Origin of the sequence: Bartonella sp. AC62GZZY (assembly GCF_042196525.1) — a bacterium.
In the GTDB taxonomy this organism is placed as follows: domain Bacteria; phylum Pseudomonadota; class Alphaproteobacteria; order Rhizobiales; family Rhizobiaceae; genus Bartonella.
On the sequence record NZ_JBHIQN010000001.1, the window covers coordinates 319281 to 340206 of the forward strand.

Below are 20926 nucleotides of genomic sequence, written 5' to 3' on the forward strand. Positions count from 1 at the left end.
GAAAGTTCAGAGCGCACACCAACATCACTTTTTCGATTAACTTCATTTTCTACCTCAAAACGGGTTGTTGCTGTCTTTAAAGCATGCTCTGTTTGCTTTTGCCGTTTGTTTTTCTTGCCAAGGTTATACGCGTTCCTTTCTTCAATGTGAGTTGTTTTTTCCCTGTCGCTACAAGAAACGGTGTGGAAATTGAAAAAACCGTTAAATTGGACTGTTTCAGTAAATTGTTTACCTCTTCCGCTAGCGCTTTTGCCTGTGAAGCTACTGTATGGGCTGTTGTTGCCGTTGCTAGGGAATTCTTGATCCCTCCAAGCTCTTGTTTCGTCGTATCGGCTGTTTTTTTGGCTTCTTCTGCTGTCCTTTTCGCTCTATCGGCTACTTCTTTGGCTTTTTCGGCTTCGCTCTTGGCTTGATAGGCTTGTGAATCTGCCGACTCGGCTTTTTTCTTGGCTTTTTCTACTTCATTCTTGGCTTCATACGCTCGGTCATCGGCTTTCTCCGCTATTTTCTTTGCTTCTTCGCCTGCCATTTCTGCTAATCTTGCTATAGTCTTAGCGTTATTGGCTGTTTCATTCGCGTCATAAGCTTTACTCCACGCTTCATTCGCTGTTTTTCCTGCCTTTTCTGCCTGACTACGGGCTTGCTCCGCATCATGTTTGGCATAACCTGCTGTCTGTTTGGCTTCTTTAGCTATTTTTTCGGCTTCATCCGCTACTGTCTCTACCTGTACTGCCTTCTTCTGGGCGCTTTCAGAAACCTTTTTTGCCTCTTCTGCTGTCGACTTCGCACGACCAGCTACTTGCTTTACATCATCCAAAGCATCTTTAGATTCTTGTGCAATTCTTTCTGCTTCTTCCGCTTTACGCTTCGCCTCTTGTGCTATGCCCTTCACCGCTTCCCCACTCACCTGCCCTGCCGTCTCTCCTGAACGCGCGCCGCAGACTCTGCTACCACTTTCGCTTCAGAAGCTAATTTTGTAGCCTCCTCTGCATCCTGTTGAGCTTGATGAGCCGTCGCTGTTGCTCTATCCGCTACACTCTTGGCTTCTTCTGCTGTGGTTTTCGCTGCATTAGCAACTGTCTCTACACTTTCGGCTTTCGCTTTTGCATCAGCGGCTGTCTGCTGTGAACTTACTGCTGTGCTATGAGCTGTTTCTGCTAAACTCTTAGATTCACTCGACTTCGTTAACGCTTCTAAAGCTTTTTGCCCGATCTCATCACCTGTCTGTTTAGCTGTGGTAGCGGTCGATAATGCCGTTTCTGCAATACCTTTCACTTCTTCTGAAATATTCTTGACATCATTGACTGAGGTAAGCGCATTAGTGGAAGTGTCTTTAGCTTCTGTTGCAAGTTGCTTGGCTTCTCCACAGACTCTCTTACTTGTCTGTGCAACTCTCTCGGCTTCCTCTGATTTCTTCTGAACCGCTTCTGCAACTATCTTAACAGAGGAAACGGATGCTTTAACTTCATCACACGCATCCTTTGTCTGTTCTGAAAGAGCCTTTGCCTCTTCTGACGTGCTTACCGCTGTCTCTGATTGTAACAACGCATTTAATTATAATGATAATTCACTGTTTTGTATGTTGAATGAGAGTCTTGAATAACGCAAGATTCTCTCATTTTAAGTCTGCTTATCTTGAATCAATCAAAACCACACCTTTGCACGTCACAAGCGGGATGAGTGTGTGGATCAAATTTGTATAAGAAAGGATTTTAAAATGGCTCTTATGAACCGTCTTAATGCAAGATCTGTCGCAACATTGGGGGCTGGCAAATATAATGATGGCGCGCCGGCCTGCTTCTTCACAAGCGTAAAGATGGAGGTGCTTAATGGATTTTACGGTATACCCTTCACGAGCGCCGTCGTGAAATGGGATTGGGTGCTCTTTGAGAGATGTTTCTTTAAAAAAGAGCGTGAATTGGCAAACCAATGGCGTTCTGTTTTGTACGAAGGTCGTGATCCTATTAAAGAACGTGAGAAACAAAAGCGTGAAGCAATAAGCAATCTTCATTACTTAAAAGATATTGCTTTAGAGACTTTTGAAAGTCGTAAAGCTGAATTAAAAGGGGATGGTAAAAATGGGGATTGGTTTTCGCCTTTACAACTTCATATTCTCCCTAAATTAGGGTGTTTACCCGTTTCTGAGATTACGCAAACAGAAATACGCAATGTTATTGCTCCTATTTGGCATACAAAAGCTGGAACTGCTTATAGAGCTCTTAATCGTCTTAATCTTTGTCTCAAACATGCGGCTGCATTAGGTTTGGATGTTGATTTACAAGCAGTAGAAAAAGCACGCGCGCTCTTAGGCAAACAACGTCATAAGGTTATTAATAGACCAGCCATGGATTGGAGAGATGTGCCGGCTTTTTATAAAACACTTTGTCAAAAAATAACTATGACACAACTGGCTTCGCGTTTGCTTATTCTGACAGGCGTTTTACGTCATATTCATAAGGATCAAGTTGATGGGGATATATGGACTATTCCTGCTGAAAATATGAAAGGAAAGCGTGATGCTACAACAGAATTTCGTGTGCCCTTATCAACAGAGGCATTAGACATTTTAAAACAAGCGCGCTCGCTTTCTCGCAACGATTTCTTTTTCTCTGTAAGAAGTCTGGGGCCTCTTAATGATACGTGTATGTCAAAGTATATGAGAGACAATAACCTTGAAGCCTGCCCGCATGGCTTTCGCTCTAGTTTACGCAATTGGCTTGCTGAAACAACCGATGCCTCCTATGAGGTTGCTGAAACTATTTTAGCTCATACGGTCGGCGGTAAAGTAGAACGTGCCTATCGTCGTACTGACTATTTAGAACAGCGCCGCGTTTATATGGATAAATGGGCGGCTTATGTCACTGGTCAATCTTAAACTTTATCTCTCTTCTCTCTCATTCTTTCTCAATAAGAGTCATAATTTATCACATGAGAATTTATATGATAATATATTGTTTTCTATAAATAAAACACCTTCAAAAATAAACAAAAATGTGCTTAATAAATACTTATGATTTGTTACCATTTTTATCGTGAAAGGATTTTAAAATGACCGAAAATGATATTCTTTTAACAGACCGTGAAAGTGCAAAATTGCTTCATATGAGTGTCTCAACTTTCCGCCGTCATGTTACCAATGGCTCTTTACCAAAACCCTTAAAATTTGGTTTTTTATCTCGTTGGTTACAATCGAATCTTTTGAATGTAATCGAGCAAGCGAAACAGCAACGTTATAACGACGCGGCATAAAAAAACCTTGTCACGTAAGGACGGACAAGGCTTTGAGGTTTTTATCATGCAAGCCCCCTACGGTCTAGATTTCAATGATGTTTTGATACTGAAAGGTGTAAATAAATGAGAGAGAATAAAAACGATATTGTCGATACCAACAATCAAAATGTTTCATGCAATGATAACGATAATGGCTCTTTAAATGATAAGACTTGTTTAGAAGCCATTCCTTATAAGCAAGCATTGCAACAAAATGGTTGGGGGAAATTAAAGCCTATCACGGCGGCCTTTTACCCGTCGAGCCTTTTGACCCATTACAACTCCCCATGCCATTCATGGATTATGTTTATGACGTTTCAGAGCGTCAACAAGCCCCTATGGATTTTATTGCTGTCTCTGCTCTCTGTGCCTTGGCTGCTGTCATTGGTAATGGTGTGCGTATCGCTCCAAAACAATATGATGATTGGATTGTGGTGCCTAATCTCTGGGGGGCTCTGATTGGTCAATCGTCAACATTCAAAACACCAGCCATGAAAGCCGCTTTAGCGCCTATCACTCGCCTTCAAAAAGAATGGTATAAAGACTGGTTAAAACAGAAAGAAAAACAAGAAATTGAAGAGAGACTTGAAACTTTAGACAAACGAGAAAAGGAAAGACAAGCCAATAAAGCGATAAGAAAAGGAGAGTGTGAAACAGCCCGTGCTCTTTTGTATGAAACGCTCTCTAAAGACAATGTGCATGATGATGATGTCTCTCGTTTTATGGTCAATGATGTGACTGTTGAAAAGCTTGGGGAACTCTTAAAAGAAAACCCCCGTGGTCTCTTAATGGTGCGTGATGAATTGGCTGGCTTTTTAGCCAATCTAGAAAGAAAGGAATATCAATCAGACCGCGCCTTTTATTTAACAGCTTTTAATGGCGATGATCAATTTACTTATGACCGTATAGAGCGTGGAACCATTTTTATCCCCCATGTCACCTTATCCATGATTGGAGGCATTCAACCTTCACGCCTTATTCCCCTTATTCAAGCAATACACCGTGGAATAAACGATGATGGTCTTATGCAACGGTTTCAAATGCTGACTTTCCCGATGAACGACAAGAGCAGTTATGGGTTGATAGACCTCCCAATCAAAAGGCATGGGAAAGTTATCAAGGTTTTTTTCGTTCTTTTCGTGATAAACGCTTAGGGTCTCCCGAACAGCCGCTGATCATGCGTTTTTCTGCTGAAGCACAAGAGAAGTTTTATGAATGGTTAGAGCATCTTCATAAAGAGGCAAAAGGAGGTAGTTACTCAGAAAGCTTACAATCGCATCTTTTAAAAATGCCAAAGACCATAGCAAGCCTTGCGTTGATTTTTGAACTGGCTGATGGTGGGCGTTTTGAAATCAATAGAAATGCCCTTGAAAGAGCCTTGTATTGGGAAAAATATTTGTTAAGTCATGCCAAACGTCTTTATGCGGCCCATGATACATTAACAGCAGAGCGTGCAAAATTGATTGTCGAGCGTTGTGATCATTTGCCCGATATATTTACAGCAAGAGATATCTATAGACGCTGTTGGCGTTCTTTAAAAGACAAGGAAGCTGTCACGCAAGCTTTAGAGCTTTTATGCTGTTCAAATCATCTTCGAAAAAAGTTTATAACACATCAGACAAGTGGACACCCTAGCGCCTATTATGAATGGAATCCTTTAATCAAAAACAACAGCATAAAACAATAAAGAAACCTCTTTTAAAAACTTTCTACTCAAAGAGGCAAAACTCTTTTTAATGGCATTCTCATCAAGAAATTTTTCTCCAAAGATAATGATCTGAGTGACCTTATAGGAAGAGTTTTGTCCAGTGTGTCAGTGCTGTCAGTTCCTTTTAGACCCTCTATTATTTTTTTTAATGAGAAAAATTAAAAACATTATATTTCAATAGGTTAGCATTTTAAAACCATAACTCATATCAAGAGTACAATCTTTAAAGATAACCAATGATGTAAGTTGAATAAAACTCGTCAGTTTGTGTTCGTAAATTGAACTGACAAATTAGATTATTTTAGTGACTCATAAAACATATCAAAATAATCATTCTGATATTTTAAAAGCACATGCTTCATTTGTCTTTTTTCCATAAAACGAATAGCAGATTTCACTACTTTGCTGATCTTATCCCATGTCATGGGCTGTGGATAAGTATCTTTAAAAACCCTTTTGAAAAAATATCGGCTTTTTTTAGCAGTTTTTTCCCATTTTTATCGTTATTTGCTTTAAATGCATTTAATTGAATTCGTTTTGATTCTTTTGATGATTATTAATCATATCATAAGGCAAGGGATTTTTATTACAATATACTGCAATCTATTAAGTCTGATAATGAACACGTCACTTTACGCTCTCTCTTAGAATATTATCGTCAACGAGCTAAATCACCCCGTGAATTAGGAACCATGTTTGAAAACCTTGTCATGGCTTATTTGACAAACGACCGGCTTCAAAAGCAAGAATACGAAAAGGTTCAGACTTATTTGGAATAGGCTAAGGAGCATGATGAAGATGGAACTGATATTGGCATTGATCTGGTCGCCACAATCCGTAATGAAGGGGGCTATGCGGCTATTCAATGTAAATGCTATGATGCTTCTCACATAATAAAAAAAGAAGATATTGATAGTTTTATCGCTGCCTCGGGCAAAAAGATCTTCACCCGTCGCATACTAGTTGATAGCACCGAAACAGATTGGAGTGACAATGTTGAACTGACTTGTGATGGTCAAGAGGTTCGTATTCAACAGATTAATCTGTTTGATTTAGAAAACAGTCAAATTGATTGGGGGGCTTATAAAGAAAAAGGTGAAGCTACCCTTAAAGAGCAACCTAAAAAAAAGCTTTTAGATCATCAAAAAGAAGCTCTTGAGAAAGTCTGTGAAGGTTTGCAAGAAGCAGACCGTGGCAAGCTGATTATGGCATGTGGAACAGGCAAAACGTTCACTAGCCTTAATATAGCAGAACACATAGCAGGAACTGGCAAGCGTGTGTTGTTTCTGGTACCCTCCCTTGCTTTGATGTCACAAACAATCCGTGAATGGACCCTTGATACAGAAGTGCCCTTGCGTTCCTTTGCGGTATGTTCAGATACACAAGTGGGTAAGCGTCGTAAAAACCAAGATGATATTGTTGGCATGGCAACATCAGATCTTGTTCTCCCTGCTACCACGGATGCACAAGCCCTTGCTAAAGAAGCGCGTGGAAACCTAGTAGACGCAATGACGGTGGTCTTTTCAACTTACCATTCTATCCAAGTGATTTCGGATGCGCAAAAAGAGCATGGTTTACCCGAATTTGATTTAATCATTTGTGATGAAGCACACCGTACGACGGGGGCTTCATTGGGAAGTGAAGACAATGAATCTGACTTTATCAAGGTTCACGATAACAGCATCATTCGGGGCAAAAAACGTCTGTATATGACAGCAACGCCTAAAATCTTTAGTGACACTGCTAAAAGGCGCACTGATGAGATTAATGCCGTTCTCGCATCTATGAACGACGAAACGCTTTTTGGAAAACAACTTCATCATTATACCTTCGCGGAATCTGTCGATAATGAACTGTTAACTCCTTACAAGATTGTGGTCTTGGGTATTAATGAAACCTATATCACACCAGCCATACAGGAGATTATTGTCAATGAAAACCGTGAAATTGATTTAGATGATGCGGCAAAAATTATTGGCTGTTATAGAGCACTTACCAAAATAGATAAGCAAGCCGCTGTTGATGATGATGATACAGAGCCCATGCAATGTGCTTTAGCTTTTTGCAAAGATATCAAAACCTCTCAATATATAACAAAGCTTTTCAATAAAATTATCAAATCTCATATTGATGATTTCCTTCAAACGGTTCCCTTTCTAAACTGTGAAGTAAGACATATTGACGGAACGCAAAGCGTCAAAAAACGCAATGAGGAATTGGATTGGCTTAAAGAAGATGCGGGGCAAAATGTTTGTCGGATCTTAAGCAATGTTCGGTGTCTGTCTGAAGGGATTGATGTCCCTGCTCTTGATGCCATCATGTTTTTACACCCGCGTAAAAGTCATGTGGATGTGATACAGGCGGTAGGGCGTATCATGCGTCGTGCTCCAAATAAGAAAACAGGCTATATCATTTTACCCGTTGGGATCCCTGCTGGAGTTTCTGCTGAACAGGCTTTAAAATACAACAAAAGATACAGTGTTGTCTGGCAAGTGATCAATGCTTTGCTTGCTCATGATGAGAATTTTGAAATCACCCTTAACCAGATGATTTTAGGGCAAGACGTTAGTGATGTTTTGGAGATTAGAGCCTTAGAGAGCATGACCGCGGTTGAGGATAAACTTCATATCCATGAAAAATCAGAACATATGGATCTTGAGATTGGAAAAGCCGCTCATGAACCACAAACTATTCATAGCGTAACAGGAAGATTACCTTTTTATAAAGAGTTTCCCAATGCTTTGAAAACCCTTCTTGCGAAGAAATTTGCTATTGCGGATTATTGGGAAAATTGGGCGGGCAATGTTGCTGAGATTGCACAAAACCATATCACGCATCTCCAAAACTTGCTTTCTGATGAAAACAGTGAAGCTTTTGATGCATTTCATAAGGAATTAAAGAACAACTTAAACAGTGAAATAAAACAAGAGGAAGCGATTGAGATGTTAGCACAACATCTTGTCACGCGTCCCGTGTTTGAAGCTTTGTTTGAGGGCAATGAATTTGTCCAAAACAATGCCATTTCGCAAGCAATGGAAAAAATCTTAACAGAACTTGATAAAACCAATATCGAAGAGAAAACGAAAGATCTTGATAAATTTTACAAAAGCGTCACGTTCTGTACAGCAGAGATTACCGAAACTCATGCAAAACAGAATCTTATTATAAACCTTTATGAAAGTTTTTTTGTAGTGTAGCTGCAAGAATTTATTTAACTCTTTATTTGAAGAAAAAAGAGTGAACTCTACAGGAATCAAAACTCCAAAATATTGCTTATTTTGTTCAATATATTTTCTAGGACGTGGGTTAGGAATATTCTGAAAGTCGTTTTCAGAATCAATTATTTCAGGATTATAAGGGCTATTTTCTCCCGTTAAAACATAAATCCAATAGCAGATCTTTGAGTTCACAGAAAACTTTTCGATTACTAAGGTAGCACATTGATTATCACGGTTAAAATAGTACGTTCCTTCCTCTAAAAATTTATCAGCACCACTGTTATTAACTAATTCTGGGGCTGGATCTATTCTATATTTATAAGAAAGGAAGTTAAGGGTATTCATAAAGTTAACATAATTACAATGTCTATAATCTTATCAGATAGTAGGTGCTGCCAAAGTTATCTTAGTGGTTATGAGAAGGTAGTGTATCCAAAATATATTTCATTATTTAGAATCGTTTAGCTGAGAATTAAAGCTATAAAATTTTAATTGCAGAAGCAATACGAGTTTTAGAGAACTCTGCAGTGAAAGCTGCTTAGATTTTCAGAGTATGACTCCCTTTCCCTGCTTTTAAGTGGAGGAAAAATTAAAACATTAAACGAAGCATGCCATCACGTAAAATGGCGTTAATCCGCATTTGATATCCTTTCCCTTGACTTTTAAAGTCACGCTAGCACATCTGAATCCACTCGCACTGTTGTGACAGTTTTGGGTGGTTTATAGAATGGATTGAAAACGGCGTTTTTCCAGAACACATCATTGAGTGACGGAATATCTCTATGATCAATTGCACTATCCGACATTACAGCCAATTTATCAATTTCAAGTCTCTGTTTATCTGTCAAAGCTGATAAGTTACCTACCTCAATTTCATAACGAACTTTCTTCTTTATAACGTTTCCTCTCTTTCAAATTGGCTCGTCGAGCTGAAATAATACGCATTACCTCTATACCATCTTTATTGTCATGGACAGTATGCGCTACGAATAGTAATAAAAACCTCCACAAGCACTAAAACTTGCTAACCATACTCTCTATTTTCAATACGGTCTTGGTTAGCCATGGAGAATGGATCAGAAAAAACATATGCAGATATTTCAAAACTTTACATGATTCTTTCTAAGATTACTTTTTGTTTTAGCATCATCCCATTCAAATCTCATTTTTATACCTTATATTAATACATTTATAAGGGTATTATATACATCAAGAGTTCTAGATAAACACTTAATTATCCATGTTTTGGTACAATTAATATAATTTAATACTTTAAAAATTAGTGATTAATTAACTAAAAATATAAAAAAATAATAAATTATTCTATGGCTTTATGCATATAATATGCAAATCGAATAAAACTTACAAGCATGCTAAATAAAACGATATTAATTGGCTATTTGGGAGCTGCTCCTGAAAGCAAAAAGGAATTTTGGTGCCTAAACATTCAATTTTCGTATGGCTACCTCTGAGAGCTATGCAGATAAAAATACCAATAAAAAAGTAGACAAAACAAAATGGTATTCCGTGGTGCTTTTTAATCTACAGAAATTTGGAAAAATTTGTTCTTCAGTACAGAACTGCCCCTTTTTTCGAATGAATGAGAGGAACGGTTTTTTTTATGGTCAACGCTACAAAGGATGCAATCAGCACTTTCAAGAAACCACTAACCAAAAAACCTAATGAACTTATTAAAACTGTCAGCAAAGGGACCTGTGTCATATAAGCTACCCATGGTATTCCAAAAGAATAAACTATCCCAATGCCACCCACAATATTTATCATAAATAATATTATAAAATTTAACCGCTGCCAAAGCAATTCTACCATAAAGCCAATAAAAAATGCAGCAAATGGAAAACTAATCAGATAACCACTCGTAACTCCTGAAAAAACACTAATTCCACCACGACCACTAGGCAATAGAGGTAACCCAATCGCAATAAGAACTAGGAAAAGAAGTGATGCTAAAGCTCCCCTTTTCGCTCCAAGTATAGATCCTGCTAACATCGGAGCCATAGACTGAGCTGTAATAGGGACACCCAGCAAAAAAGGAAGATAAATAGGAGGGAAAAGACTCAAAACAGCGTAAATAGCGGCAAATAAAGCAATATAAACCAAATCTTTTGTATTCACTGAATTATTCCTTCACTAGGGAAAATCTTTCGTTATTGTTGTACAATTAATAAAAAGTATCAGATTTATAAAAGTACACTTTAAATACCTTAGATATAGAGAAAAATACTATAATAATTTATTTTAATAATATCACTTATATGAATCATATTAGATTCTACAATTTTTAATTACATCATAAATTACTATAGTTAAATTCAATAATAGTGATATATGAATATTATATAATGCATTTATTTTAGTTATTATGCTTTGAATGAATTAGAGGAACAGATCTTTTAATCGCGAGTGCAATAAAGGATGCAATCAACACTTTTAAACAATCGCCTATCAAAAAAACTGATGAAGCCATTAAAACCTTCAGTAAAGAAACTTTGGTCATATACGCTGTCCATGGAACACCAAAAGAATAAACTATCCCAATGCCACCAAAAGTATTTATTATAAATAATGTTATAAAATTTAACCGCTGCCAAAACAACTCTACCATTAAACCAATAAAAAATGCGGCAAATGGAAAACCTATTAAATAACCACTTGCAATTCCTGAAAAGACACTTATTCCACCACGACCACCAGGCAACAGAGGTAATCCAATCGCAACAAGAACAAGAAAAAGGAGTGACGCTAAAGCACCCCTTTTTGCCCCAAGTATAGACCCTGCTAGCATCGGTCCCATCGATTGAGCTGTAATAGGCACCCCTAGAAGAAAAGGAAGATAAATAGAAGGGAAAAGGCCCAAAATAGCATAAATAGCGGCAAATAAAGCAATATAAACTAAATCTTTTGTATTCATTTGATTCTTCTTTTATTATAAAAACTTTTATTATTATGAGATGCTGTATCAATAGTATCAGCATCATAAGAACGCGCTTCCAATGCTTCAGCCACTTCTGAAGCCATTCTTATAGTCCGTATAATTAAAGGTATCGCAAGAGCGACAATGTTAGTATTAAGTCCCCTTGCTTGCTGTGCTTCATGTACCTCATTAAACTTTTCACTCAAAAGAGGAATAAACCTGATCGCCATAGAGATAACCATACTCACTTTTGATGGATTTATACCAAAACAACGAAAGGGCTGGAGGCCTGCTTCAATTGCATCTACCATATCTGAAACTTTTGTTGTGAATGAAATAACTGATGATAAAGAAAAGAGGATAACAAGACGTAATATGACCTCAACCCCCGTAAGCCAACCGCTAAAAATAGTTTGAAATACAAATAGAAGAACTAAAAGCAATCCCATCGATTTAAATTGCTTTATCACAGTTTTGAAAGGGATCTTGGCGACTCTATAGAATAAGATGACCAACAATAGAAATAACCCAAGAAGCGCTATGGAAGAAACCATTATTATAAAAGTTCCACAGGCCGTAAGAAATAATAACTTAACTCCAGGACTTAACCTATGAATAAATGTATCCCTCGGAATATATAAACCGATCATGACATTCTTCTTATATACTCCTTTATAGCAACAAAAGGTACATCATCAATTGCTATATCCCCCTTATCAAAAACCAGCACTCTATCAAACTTTTTCAAAAACTCTAAATCATGCGATACAACTATTGCCGTTTGTGGTAATTCTTCTATCACTTGCGTAACGCGATGCTTATTTCGCAAATCAAGTAATGTCGTCGGCTCATCAAAAATAATGTAGTCTGGTTTCATTGCAACTACACTGGAAATAGCAACGAGTTGTTTTTGCCCACCACTTAATAAATGGACAGCGTGATTTCTGAAATCTTGAAGTTCATAGCGCTGTAAAATTTCATCTACACGCTCCTTAATTTCATCTTTATTAAGCTTTAAATTTTTGAGACCAAAGGATAAGTCCTCTTCAACTAATGGTAAAACAATCTGATTATCGGGATTCTGAAAAACAAATCCAACTTTACGCTTTACTGCTTTTGCGTCGCGTTTTGTATCAAGCCCATCAACGCTTACACAGCCATGAGATGGTAATTGGAGCCCATTAATAAGGCGAACAAATGTACTTTTTCCAGAACCATTCGCACCTATAATAGCAATTCGTCTTTCGGTAAGCTGTACAGTAATATTTCTTAAAACACACAAATCACCAAAAACTTGTGTTACCTCATCAAATTTTATAATCCCCAAGGCTTATTCCAATCAATCCCTTTTATTAGCTCTTCTTTCTCTATCGTTTCAGTTTATAACCTAAAAGTAATAACAAGCACCATAGAGGAATAATAATGACTGCCAAACTCATATCAGGCATCTGTACAGGAATATATGCTTCAAGAAAAGGCAAGCTTATTCCTATCATATCAAAAAGTCGAGTCATCAATCCATTTTTCCCAAAACCACTGACAAACATAATGCAAAATAATAAAGCAAGAAAGCAGAGGCAAAGATAGTTAGCGTAAGGATATAAACCAAACGCATAAATAAAATCGCCCTTTCTGTTCTTATGGGCATTGCGAAATTTCAAATGAACAATAACAATAATAGCCCAAGTAATCACTGCTGCTGCAGTTGCAAGAGCCATGATCCGCATGAAACTATTATCAGGAACAAGAGCATTAACAACGACAATCAACGCCGTACATAATGATGAAAAAAGGATAGCAATATAAGGAACACGAGCAGCACTCAGTTTACTAAAAATATGTGGTGCATTTTTTTGTACAGCTAAACTATAAAGCATACGGCCATTAGAATAAATGCCACTATTGTAAACAGAAATAGCAGCCATAATCACCACAAAATTCAAAATATGACCAGCAGCAGGAATTCCTATAGTCTCGAAAATTGTGACAAAAGGACTACCTTTTTTTCCAATCATATTCCAAGGGCTGATTATCATAATAACACTGATAGAACCAATATAAAAAATTATAATCCTCCACATAACTTGACGAATAGCCGCTGGAATTGTTTTTTGTGGATTAGATGCCTCTCCAGCAGCAATACCAATAAGCTCCGTTCCTCCAAAAGAAAACATTACTACAGAAGTTGCTAAAACAACCCCTACTGCTCCATAAGGAAAAAAACCGCCATGGTCCCAAAGATAATGAATATTCGCTTGATTTTCCCCTAGTCCAGTGACAATGAGAAAAATTCCAAAAATAATCATACCAATAACAGCAGCCACTTTGATCAAAGCGCAAGCAAATTCAAATTCTCCATAAAAACGAACATTAAACAAATTAACAAATGTAACAAATAAAAGAACAATGAAAGATGTCTTCCAATGATCAATCAAAGTCCAATGATCAAGGTAAAACCCTATCACTGTAAGTTCAGCCATGCTCACAAGAATATAAAGAAACCAATAATTCCAACCTGTTATGAAACCAGCTAATCTCCCCCAATATTTATAAGCAAAAAAACTAAATGCTCCTGAAGACGGTTCTTCTACTGACATTTCACCAAGCATTCGCATAATGAAATACATAATAAGCCCGCCGACAAGATAAGATAAAATAACTGAGGGACCAGCTAATTGAATTGCCTCGGTTGACCCATAAAAAAGTCCTGTCCCAATAACGCCACCCAAAGCAATCATTTGAATATGGCGATTTTGAAGGCTACGCTTCAATTCCTCGTGCTTTTTTTCAGACATCATGCCTCACTACTTTTGTTGAACTTAACCTCAACTTTTATTGAAAAATTAGGCACCTCTTTCAAAAAACACAAAACAAACGTAAACTTATTTTCTTATCATAATGCAACTCCTTATTTTTTTGTGCATTATACGTATGTCCCGTTGAAGTTTTAAGAAAAAATATGCTCCACCCTTTATTTAAATTAATGTCCTTCATTTTCGTTACACTAACCATTATAGCATTGGTCATTGATAACGCACACTCTGTAATCACATCACATTGGACAACAACCCCCTTTAATAAAATTTTAACAAACCTTCTGCAAACAGATATCTATCACCTTAATCAATCTCTATGCAAGGTAATGCCTGATTTTCTGTCCTCAATTTGCATTACTCTTACTTATTTACCCGCATGGTCTATCTTTGGGGCTTTAGCAATAGTATTTTGTATCTTAAATTACGAAAAACAAAAGCCTTTTCACAAAACATCATATAATAAAGAGTCCATTTGATCTTGAAAAAAACTTCTAGAGCTCTGTGTACTATAACATAATCGATGTTGCTTAACCCCCCTCACTCTATTAAAACAACTGAAAATCACTTGATCATCAGAACAAATTAAAACGCTTTATTATAAATATAGGCGCTCACTTATGATTTCTATAGATAACGATAACATCACTTTATTTGTATCAATTTTAAAAAATTAGCGAATAAATCTACCTCCCACCTATAAGAAAACTCTGTACAGAAAAAACTTAAAATATTGCAGTTCATATATTCTTCTACGGCTGCTTCTTTATACTCTACAAAAACTTTTCTTAATTTTCGTACTAAAAACCCCATATAAAAAACGTCTTCTAATATCAGCACTCCTTATAAGATTAGAACTTATTAAAATTAATGAAGAAGCTTATAAAAATTATTCTACAAGTCTAACAAAATGCGTGAAATAAAAACTCATCTGTAAATAATTGCAATTGTGATAAAAAATATTTCGCACCTTCTCCCTATTGAGAAAATGGTAAGATAACAGCTTCAGTAACACTCTGTTCTTTTAAATCTGAAAATCGTCTCGCTAAAATATCAACTTTTTAGATATCTCATCCAAACTTTTTCATTGATTAGTTACCTCTCGAGAAAGTTCCTCAATGAATTTTTCTTGGTAAGCTAGCTTCATTTCTAGTTCTATCAGCCGATCTTCATCCGACATGATTTTTACTTCCCCTTAAATAAAAAAAACGTGATTAATGTTATTAATCTTCCTCCCTTCTTCTTCCCATAAAAATGAGAAGTAACTTTTCAACTAATTCTACTCATCTATTTGCACATTATAAAAGGTTTATGATGATCTTTATTTTCCCAATCACTCTATGCAACAAATTTCTTTCTTAAAAATCAGAAAAGTTTTTTATCTTGATTAAGTTATCTTAACACCATTTTTCATTCTAAAGATCTACATTCCCAGCTTCTTAATTTAAGTGCTATCGTAAATTGGAAAGCATTTTATAGCATTAAGGTCAAAGAATACTTTTCTCTGACTTTTACATACTTCTCCTTCAAATTATTATCATATGTATAAATTATTGAAAAAATGCATTCTTGCTTTTATACGTACTTTTAGCTATTACCCTCAAATTAGTTTTGTCTCATTGACTTACAAACCTATGCCGCATTAGCTCAGTTGGTAGAGCACATCATTCGTAATGATGGGGTCGCTGGTTCGAATCCGGCATGCGGCACCACCTTTCTTAAGGTGTTGAAATATATATATTTTTTATTTAACTATCTGTTTAAAGACCACCTTCTAGGATTTATACAATTTTATCTAATCTGTTGTTATTTGCTCCGTATTTTTCTCTGGAGTAAATGCTAAAACCTCTTTCTTTCTCCACCTCACTGCTCACCCTAGCTTATATGGCTCCGGCCCCCTCTGAAGCATCTAATTGCGAATCGTTGTTGTGGATATACTAAAAAGCTGTGCACACTCATGGATTGTTACATATCTATTGCCATCATCAAATATCATCCATTGCCTTTTTATTTTTTATGTTATGTAAATGGGCTGGGATGCTATGAGGAGAGAACTTCCTATATTTTCAAGCAGCTTTTTGTCAAAATCTTTTGTGTCTCTTGTGCTATTGCCTCTAAAAAGATTTCAATAGCTTGATTGATTTGTTTAAGAGGCTGCTGGAAACGTAGCCAATACAACACCAGACAAAGATGACACCATTGGACCCAACCCCAAACGCCCCACCAAATGCTTCATATGAAAAAGAAAATATATGAAACCGAACTACTTGTTCAAAATTATTACAGTACAATATTCTTAAAAAAACTATCAAATACCATTGGTCTATATATTGAATATGCTCCACTAATATATTGTTTCAGTTGGAAACAGACTGTAAGAGAGGAGAAATATCCATTATGTTGTTATGTAACAGTTTATTTAAAATCCTTCGTAAAGGTACTTTTTAATGGAATTAAGCAATTAGGGGAAAAAACAAAGAATAGTTAATTTAACTATAGATTTTTTTATTAAATATGTATAACACGTTATGTATACGCTTTATTGATTCTAAGATAATTTTTAGATATATAATGTTAAATTATAATGTTTTTTTGTTTTTATAAAAAAAATTCTGTGGTGCAATTTATGACTTTTGAAATTACTTAAAAATCAACACCTAATTATTTCATTAATTATTATGTCTCTTATTTTTTATTAAAAGTGCTTTTTGTCATCGGAATTATTGAAGTTTTTTCAAGTAAAGTTCTTCTAAATCATTCTAGATCAACTGTAAGAATTTATGAGTGAAATCTATCTGATTATAAATGGAATTATTATAAAGTTATTGTCTTTAGATGGAGATCAATTACTGAAAAATGAATAGTATTTAGCATAATCTTTATTCAAAAAATGATATGGATCTTAAAATAATTCACTATGGATGTTTTGAATTTATTATGCCCTTTCGCTGTTCTGTTCTTAAAAATGAGTAGATGTAAGTTTTTAATTCATATCCTGCTTTGTGTAGTTTTTTATAGGTAAAAATAATGCGAAAAATATCAAAAGAAGGGCTTGTATTGATTAAGCAATTGGAAGGCTTGCGTTTATCAGCTTATGAAGATTCTGGTGGTGTCTGGACAATTGGTTATGGACATACAAGTGCTGCTGGTGCTCCAAGCGTTCACAAAGATATGCAAATTACGGAAAAAGAAGCTGAAAAAATCCTTCGTCAGGACTTGAGGGAGTATGAAGCTGTTGTTGAAAAAGCCGTTACCGTTCCTTTAAACGATGAACAATTCGCGGCATTAGTATCATTTTGCTATAATGTAGGAATCACAGCATTTCGCAGTTCTACACTTTTAAAAAAGCTTAATAAAGGTGAATATGAAGCGATACCAACCGAATTGCAAAAATGGACAAGAGTGGGAGGAAAACGTATCCAAGGTCTTGTCAATCGCCGAGCAACCGAAGCAGGATTGTGGGCAAAAGGAGCTCATGTTGCCCCCAATTATCATGTAGTAGAACCAGAAGGTGTAACAGGTATTTGCAAAGTAGAAGCTCTTGCACCAATCATAGGTTCTTTTTCAGGGCTTGGAGGTCTTTTTGCAGGAAATGGTCCTGTTCAATGGGTTCTAGCAGGCATTATGGTTTTAGCTGCTTGTACAGCTATGATATACATTGCTAAACGTTTTCAGGAACACCGCCTATGATTTTATGGATAAAAAAATATCTGACAATGACGTCAGCGCTCATAGCAGCTTTTCTTATAGCTTTAGTCAAAGCCTTTTTTCTTGGGAAAAAAATTGAGAAGCAAAAGCAAACAAAAGAAGATTTCAAGATAGCGACAACACGGCTTGAGGTAGAAAATGAAATTAATAAGAAAAGTGATGCTGATGTGCGCACTAAGCTTTCTAGCTGGTTGCGCGACGAATGAACGAACTTCTTGTATTGGATGGCTGCCAATTTATTTGAATCGACAAGATATCAATGTCATTAGTTCAAATTTGGCGAGAGATATTTTAAAACATAACGAACAAGGTGAACGTTTATGTGGTTGGAGAGATAAACGGAAAATAAAGTGATAAAGATACAACTCCTCTGAAACATTAATTAATGAAACGATTTGAAAAAGGTGGATATATTCAGACTAAAAGTAAAAGAACTTAAAAGGTTAAAACACTCTGGTGATCGATTGGATTTTATTAGAGTAACGGAGATGTCTGAGTTGAAGCGAAAGGATTCAACAGATTATGTTTGTGTAAAATGATTGAGTCTATTGATGTATTCTATGGGCATCTTTGTTATCCTATCAAAAGAAGATGAGAAAAGATTTTATGGATTGCACTACTATCGTCGTTCAAAGAACTGATCATACACAAAGGTTCTGTTTTCAACAAAAATAACATCTAGAAGCTTGCATGCTTGAAGAAAAGCAATCTATGGAGCTATATAATGAATAATGGTAAGGCTTTTATGTGATTTGTAAATGACGTTGCTTCAGCTTCCTAATTATAATAATGATGTTGACGATAAGGAAAATACTTTCGCACTTTATCTGCTTTTTCATGCTAAAGTGGCGGGAAAACATTGTGAATGATCTTGGCTGTTAATTTTTCTATAGGTAAATTCCCTATATGGGAAATGACATGCAACTCCAATTGAGAAAACCAACAACCATTTTTGCTTTTATTTTTTAACTTAGCTTTTTTACTTTCAAAAGTTGCCTAGCAATTTCTTGAAAAATATTGCTTTACTATTTTAAGATAATTTTTTCCTGAAATAAAATCCTTCTTTTAAAATATTACTGTAATATCTTGCAAACTCATGTACTGCTTTTAGAGAAAGTTTGTAATAGGACCGTTTCTTTCACGGCGTTTATTGTGATGTGTATAACGGAAAAGTTAAGAGCGCGTATTATCTTTTCGAACATTCAACCACAATCTTATTTCATCCCAATATTTATCTTGAGAAGATACTTTTATAAAGATACTGATAATCTATAAATCACTCTCCCCTAATTCACCTTCTCACTCATCCTTCCATGCATTGCCCGTCCACCTTTTAAACCACCTTAAATTTTTGATATAGAATTTTTTCTTTAATTTTTATTTTTTATTGAATCATAAAAATGATATGTCTCAATCTCACCTCTATGCATCTTTATACGCTTTGATTCTTATTTCTAAAGCCCAGACATCCTGCATATCGCACTGTTTTTATATTTAATATATATTTCTAGATTTATTCCTAACTTGTTAGAAAAGTTTTTATATTTTGATAGAAATATCTTCTATCAGTTCACTTTTTTCAAAAGATTCTGAAAGGATTCTCAAAAAGTCTGCAAGTTAAAGACTATTTAATACGTATTGTTTCTTTTCTAGAAATCAAAATTGGTGATGCCACATTCCTTACCAGAAATTGTGTTATTTGCAGAGCAGTCTGTATAAGATGGTGTAACCTCTTTTATGAAGTTAACTAAAGTTTTTTGAATTTCTAGCATATTGTTTAAAGACAAAAAACTCCCTTTTAATTTATACAAGCAGCTTAGACATCGGCTGATAATCCTTCCACTTATAAAAATCTTTTCTTTAATAACCCTCAAAACCACAATTAAAGTGGTGAAAGATAAAACAAGATTTTTAGGCGATCATAACGCACAATAAAATAAGACCAGTCTAAATGTTCAATGCTAACACCTGCTAAACAGTGGAAAATAAGTTTTAGCACGCCTTCAAATTGGAAGAGCTTAAGCCCCCGCGCGCTACGATGGGTTTCTACTCTCATCGTACGATTTACATTCCCTCTAAAACTTAATCGCTGTAAATATAAAAATCTTGAAGCCCATTCTAAATCCGTGAGAGTTTCTGGATCTTGCTGTATTAAACGTTGAAATTCCTCACAACTGCTCATCTAAAATGCTAACATTTTTACAAAAGGACGATAGTGGCGTTGTAACATCCCTAAAAAGTTTACGACATAACCTGAGAGATTATTGCTGATTTCAGGGGATAGAATCAATTTTTGTTCAAAGAAAATATCACTCATACCAACAAAAAGGTTTAGTCTACATGCCATGAGGAATGTCCTCAAATAATTTTGATATTTTTTTGATCGAATTTCTTTTGTCACCAATATCAGCAGCAACTTGTGTGGAATTAACAAAATTATAATTTTTTATCTTAAAATGTATCCATCATTTTTTACATTCTTTCATCTATCTAGCCTTCTTTTCACAGCTTCAAATGATAAAAAGTAACTGCAATGTTAAGTCGTTTTGCATCGAACAAATTTCTCGCAAACTATCCCGATTGGCTAGATAACAATCCATCCTCTATTTAAAGAGAGAAAAACTTTTCTTTTTTATTCAGCGATAAAGTAAATATTATCCAATTACTTATGAGTAGTAATTCGATCAAATGGAAACTGTAATTCTTTCTACTCTAAGTAATCTTGTACCCATTTATATAGGTTTAGGAAAGCGTTCTGTTATGAATATTCATAAAAATGCTTCAAAAATTGATATCAGCAAAACTTCTGTTTAAAAAAGGAAAAGATGTTCTCTTACCTGCTACTGAAGAAACTGTTCAGATTTGTCTTGATGTTGCTGAAGAGCTTCAAAAAACATGAAGTTATCCCAACGCTTACAAGTGTGCCAACAATTCAACTTTGAGATAATAGATCAGTGCTAGAGTTATGCCAATCTCACCAATCTGTTGTTGTCTGTGAAGAGCATAGTATCAAAGGAGAAACTTGGAGATGCAATTGTTAAATCGCTTATGGAACAAAACATTCTATGCCAATTTGTATCATTAAGCCCCCCACCATCCCCATCTGCAATAAAAACGAACTGGATATTTTAACAAGTTATAAAATCAATCGAGGACGCATAAATAGTGTTAGAAATGACATACTATACAAAAAATATTCAACTGCTTCCTAATATGCTCGCCAGTTCAAAAACATCATAAATCATTGAGGATGCAAGAAAATAAGAAAGAAAAG

The 20926-nt window shown here is 35.7% G+C and carries 16 protein-coding genes, 1 tRNA gene and 6 pseudogenes; 11 read left to right on the forward strand and 12 right to left on the reverse strand.

Going from position 1 to position 20926, the window contains the following annotated elements; all coding sequences use genetic code 11:
• Positions 1-76 precede the first annotated feature (76 nt).
• Both ACFIML_RS01425 and ACFIML_RS01430 read right to left on the reverse strand, forming a co-directional pair.
• A complete protein-coding gene (locus ACFIML_RS01425) occupies positions 77-892 on the reverse strand; it encodes an alanine-zipper protein (RefSeq protein ID WP_375687206.1) in 816 nt (271 codons plus the stop codon).
• An 11-nt stretch (positions 893-903) separates the two neighbouring features.
• Positions 904-1545, reverse strand: coding sequence for a hypothetical protein (locus tag ACFIML_RS01430; protein ID WP_375687208.1), 642 nt, complete (start codon positions 1543-1545; stop codon positions 904-906).
• A 172-nt stretch (positions 1546-1717) separates the two neighbouring features.
• On the opposite strand from ACFIML_RS01430, the pseudogene ACFIML_RS01435 reads away from it, so the two are divergent.
• The 4 genes and pseudogenes from ACFIML_RS01435 to ACFIML_RS01450 form a co-directional block, all read left to right on the forward strand.
• Positions 1718-2875 (forward strand): annotated as a pseudogene (locus tag ACFIML_RS01435) (tyrosine-type recombinase/integrase).
• A gap of 173 nt (positions 2876-3048) precedes the next feature.
• Positions 3049-3249 carry a helix-turn-helix transcriptional regulator gene (locus ACFIML_RS01440; protein ID WP_375687210.1) on the forward strand — a complete coding sequence of 67 codons (201 nt, stop codon included), beginning with the start codon at positions 3049-3051 and terminating at the stop codon, positions 3247-3249.
• Between the two features lie 105 nt (positions 3250-3354).
• A pseudogene (locus tag ACFIML_RS01445) lies at positions 3355-4957 on the forward strand (YfjI family protein).
• A gap of 614 nt (positions 4958-5571) precedes the next feature.
• Positions 5572-8166, forward strand: a pseudogene (locus ACFIML_RS01450) (DEAD/DEAH box helicase family protein); the annotation flags it as partial.
• Between the two features lie 619 nt (positions 8167-8785).
• Here the strand turns inward: ACFIML_RS01450 and ACFIML_RS01455 are convergent.
• Positions 8786-8839: pseudogene (locus ACFIML_RS01455) on the reverse strand (hypothetical protein); the annotation flags it as partial.
• Positions 8840-9566: 727 nt separating this feature from the next.
• On the opposite strand from ACFIML_RS01455, the pseudogene ACFIML_RS01460 reads away from it, so the two are divergent.
• Positions 9567-9738: pseudogene (locus tag ACFIML_RS01460) on the forward strand (single-stranded DNA-binding protein); the annotation flags it as partial.
• Positions 9739-9765: 27 nt separating this feature from the next.
• Here the strand turns inward: ACFIML_RS01460 and ACFIML_RS01465 are convergent.
• From ACFIML_RS01465 to ACFIML_RS01485, 5 genes are all read right to left on the reverse strand, one after another.
• The gene (locus ACFIML_RS01465; protein WP_375607394.1) at positions 9766-10332 is read right to left on the reverse strand and encodes a biotin transporter BioY; all 567 of its coding nucleotides are present in this window, start codon (positions 10330-10332) and stop codon (positions 9766-9768) included.
• Positions 10333-10570: 238 nt separating this feature from the next.
• Positions 10571-11128: a biotin transporter BioY gene (locus ACFIML_RS01470; RefSeq protein WP_375607393.1), complete on the reverse strand. Its 558-nt coding sequence runs from the start codon at positions 11126-11128 to the stop codon at positions 10571-10573.
• Entirely contained in the window at positions 11125-11781 is a 657-nt protein-coding gene (locus tag ACFIML_RS01475) for an energy-coupling factor transporter transmembrane component T family protein (protein WP_375607392.1), read from the reverse strand. Before ACFIML_RS01475 ends, ACFIML_RS01470 begins: the two co-directional genes overlap by 4 nt.
• Complete coding sequence (locus tag ACFIML_RS01480) at positions 11778-12458, reverse strand: energy-coupling factor ABC transporter ATP-binding protein (protein WP_375607391.1); 681 nt, start codon at positions 12456-12458, stop codon at positions 11778-11780. Before ACFIML_RS01480 ends, ACFIML_RS01475 begins: the two co-directional genes overlap by 4 nt.
• 40 nt (positions 12459-12498) lie before the next feature.
• Positions 12499-13926, reverse strand: coding sequence for an amino acid permease (locus ACFIML_RS01485; protein WP_375607397.1), 1428 nt, complete (start codon positions 13924-13926; stop codon positions 12499-12501).
• 164 nt (positions 13927-14090) lie between these two features.
• On the opposite strand from ACFIML_RS01485, the gene ACFIML_RS01490 reads away from it, so the two are divergent.
• Positions 14091-14423 carry a hypothetical protein gene (locus ACFIML_RS01490; RefSeq protein WP_375687212.1) on the forward strand — a complete coding sequence of 111 codons (333 nt, stop codon included), beginning with the start codon at positions 14091-14093 and terminating at the stop codon, positions 14421-14423.
• 605 nt (positions 14424-15028) lie between these two features.
• Here the strand turns inward: ACFIML_RS01490 and ACFIML_RS01495 are convergent.
• The gene (locus tag ACFIML_RS01495; RefSeq protein ID WP_375610831.1) at positions 15029-15124 is read right to left on the reverse strand and encodes a SlyX family protein; all 96 of its coding nucleotides are present in this window, start codon (positions 15122-15124) and stop codon (positions 15029-15031) included.
• 456 nt (positions 15125-15580) lie between these two features.
• Here ACFIML_RS01495 and ACFIML_RS01500 point away from each other — a divergent pair.
• A tRNA-Thr gene (locus tag ACFIML_RS01500) sits at positions 15581-15656 on the forward strand.
• Between the two features lie 83 nt (positions 15657-15739).
• Here ACFIML_RS01500 and ACFIML_RS01505 read toward each other — a convergent pair.
• Positions 15740-15940: pseudogene (locus tag ACFIML_RS01505) on the reverse strand (helix-turn-helix transcriptional regulator).
• A gap of 1031 nt (positions 15941-16971) precedes the next feature.
• Between ACFIML_RS01505 and ACFIML_RS01510 the strand changes: the two are divergent.
• The 3 genes from ACFIML_RS01510 to ACFIML_RS01520 are packed head-to-tail and all read left to right on the forward strand — an operon-like array spanning position 16972 to position 18006.
• The gene (locus ACFIML_RS01510) at positions 16972-17634 is read left to right on the forward strand and encodes a lysozyme (RefSeq protein ID WP_375607389.1); all 663 of its coding nucleotides are present in this window, start codon (positions 16972-16974) and stop codon (positions 17632-17634) included.
• Positions 17631-17858: a hypothetical protein gene (locus ACFIML_RS01515; RefSeq protein ID WP_375607388.1), complete on the forward strand. Its 228-nt coding sequence runs from the start codon at positions 17631-17633 to the stop codon at positions 17856-17858. The genes ACFIML_RS01510 and ACFIML_RS01515 overlap by 4 nt, the downstream gene beginning before the upstream one ends.
• Positions 17791-18006 (forward strand): hypothetical protein, encoded by a 216-nt coding sequence (locus ACFIML_RS01520; RefSeq protein ID WP_375607387.1) that lies wholly within the window; start codon positions 17791-17793, stop codon positions 18004-18006. Before ACFIML_RS01515 ends, ACFIML_RS01520 begins: the two co-directional genes overlap by 68 nt.
• Positions 18007-19534: 1528 nt before the next feature.
• On the opposite strand, the gene ACFIML_RS01525 is transcribed toward ACFIML_RS01520, so the two are convergent.
• Together ACFIML_RS01525 and ACFIML_RS01530 are read right to left on the reverse strand one after the other, a co-directional pair.
• Complete coding sequence (locus ACFIML_RS01525) at positions 19535-19834, reverse strand: hypothetical protein (RefSeq protein ID WP_375615345.1); 300 nt, start codon at positions 19832-19834, stop codon at positions 19535-19537.
• Positions 19835-19999, reverse strand: coding sequence for a hypothetical protein (locus tag ACFIML_RS01530; RefSeq protein ID WP_375607385.1), 165 nt, complete (start codon positions 19997-19999; stop codon positions 19835-19837).
• A gap of 429 nt (positions 20000-20428) precedes the next feature.
• On the opposite strand from ACFIML_RS01530, the gene ACFIML_RS01535 reads away from it, so the two are divergent.
• Entirely contained in the window at positions 20429-20551 is a 123-nt protein-coding gene (locus ACFIML_RS01535; protein ID WP_375607384.1) for a hypothetical protein, read from the forward strand.
• Positions 20552-20926: the final 375 nt, after the last annotated feature.

What these genes read in the sequence shown, in the direction of transcription:
- ACFIML_RS01530 (WP_375607385.1), bottom strand. Translation starts at nt 19,999, where the DNA reads ATGGCATGTAGACTAAACCTTTTTGTTGGTATGAGTGATATTTTCTTT.
- ACFIML_RS01470 (WP_375607393.1), bottom strand. Translation starts at nt 11,128, where the DNA reads ATGAATACAAAAGATTTAGTTTATATTGCTTTATTTGCCGCTATTTAT.
- ACFIML_RS01485 (WP_375607397.1), bottom strand. Translation starts at nt 13,926, where the DNA reads ATGTCTGAAAAAAAGCACGAGGAATTGAAGCGTAGCCTTCAAAATCGC.
- ACFIML_RS01520 (WP_375607387.1), top strand. Translation starts at nt 17,791, where the DNA reads ATGAAATTAATAAGAAAAGTGATGCTGATGTGCGCACTAAGCTTTCTA.
- ACFIML_RS01535 (WP_375607384.1), top strand. Translation starts at nt 20,429, where the DNA reads ATGCTTCAAAAATTGATATCAGCAAAACTTCTGTTTAAAAAAGGAAAA.
- ACFIML_RS01475 (WP_375607392.1), bottom strand. Translation starts at nt 11,781, where the DNA reads ATGATCGGTTTATATATTCCGAGGGATACATTTATTCATAGGTTAAGT.
- ACFIML_RS01490 (WP_375687212.1), top strand. Translation starts at nt 14,091, where the DNA reads ATGCTCCACCCTTTATTTAAATTAATGTCCTTCATTTTCGTTACACTA.
- ACFIML_RS01510 (WP_375607389.1), top strand. Translation starts at nt 16,972, where the DNA reads ATGCGAAAAATATCAAAAGAAGGGCTTGTATTGATTAAGCAATTGGAA.
- ACFIML_RS01515 (WP_375607388.1), top strand. Translation starts at nt 17,631, where the DNA reads ATGATTTTATGGATAAAAAAATATCTGACAATGACGTCAGCGCTCATA.
- ACFIML_RS01525 (WP_375615345.1), bottom strand. Translation starts at nt 19,834, where the DNA reads ATGAGCAGTTGTGAGGAATTTCAACGTTTAATACAGCAAGATCCAGAA.
- ACFIML_RS01440 (WP_375687210.1), top strand. Translation starts at nt 3,049, where the DNA reads ATGACCGAAAATGATATTCTTTTAACAGACCGTGAAAGTGCAAAATTG.
- ACFIML_RS01495 (WP_375610831.1), bottom strand. Translation starts at nt 15,124, where the DNA reads ATGTCGGATGAAGATCGGCTGATAGAACTAGAAATGAAGCTAGCTTAC.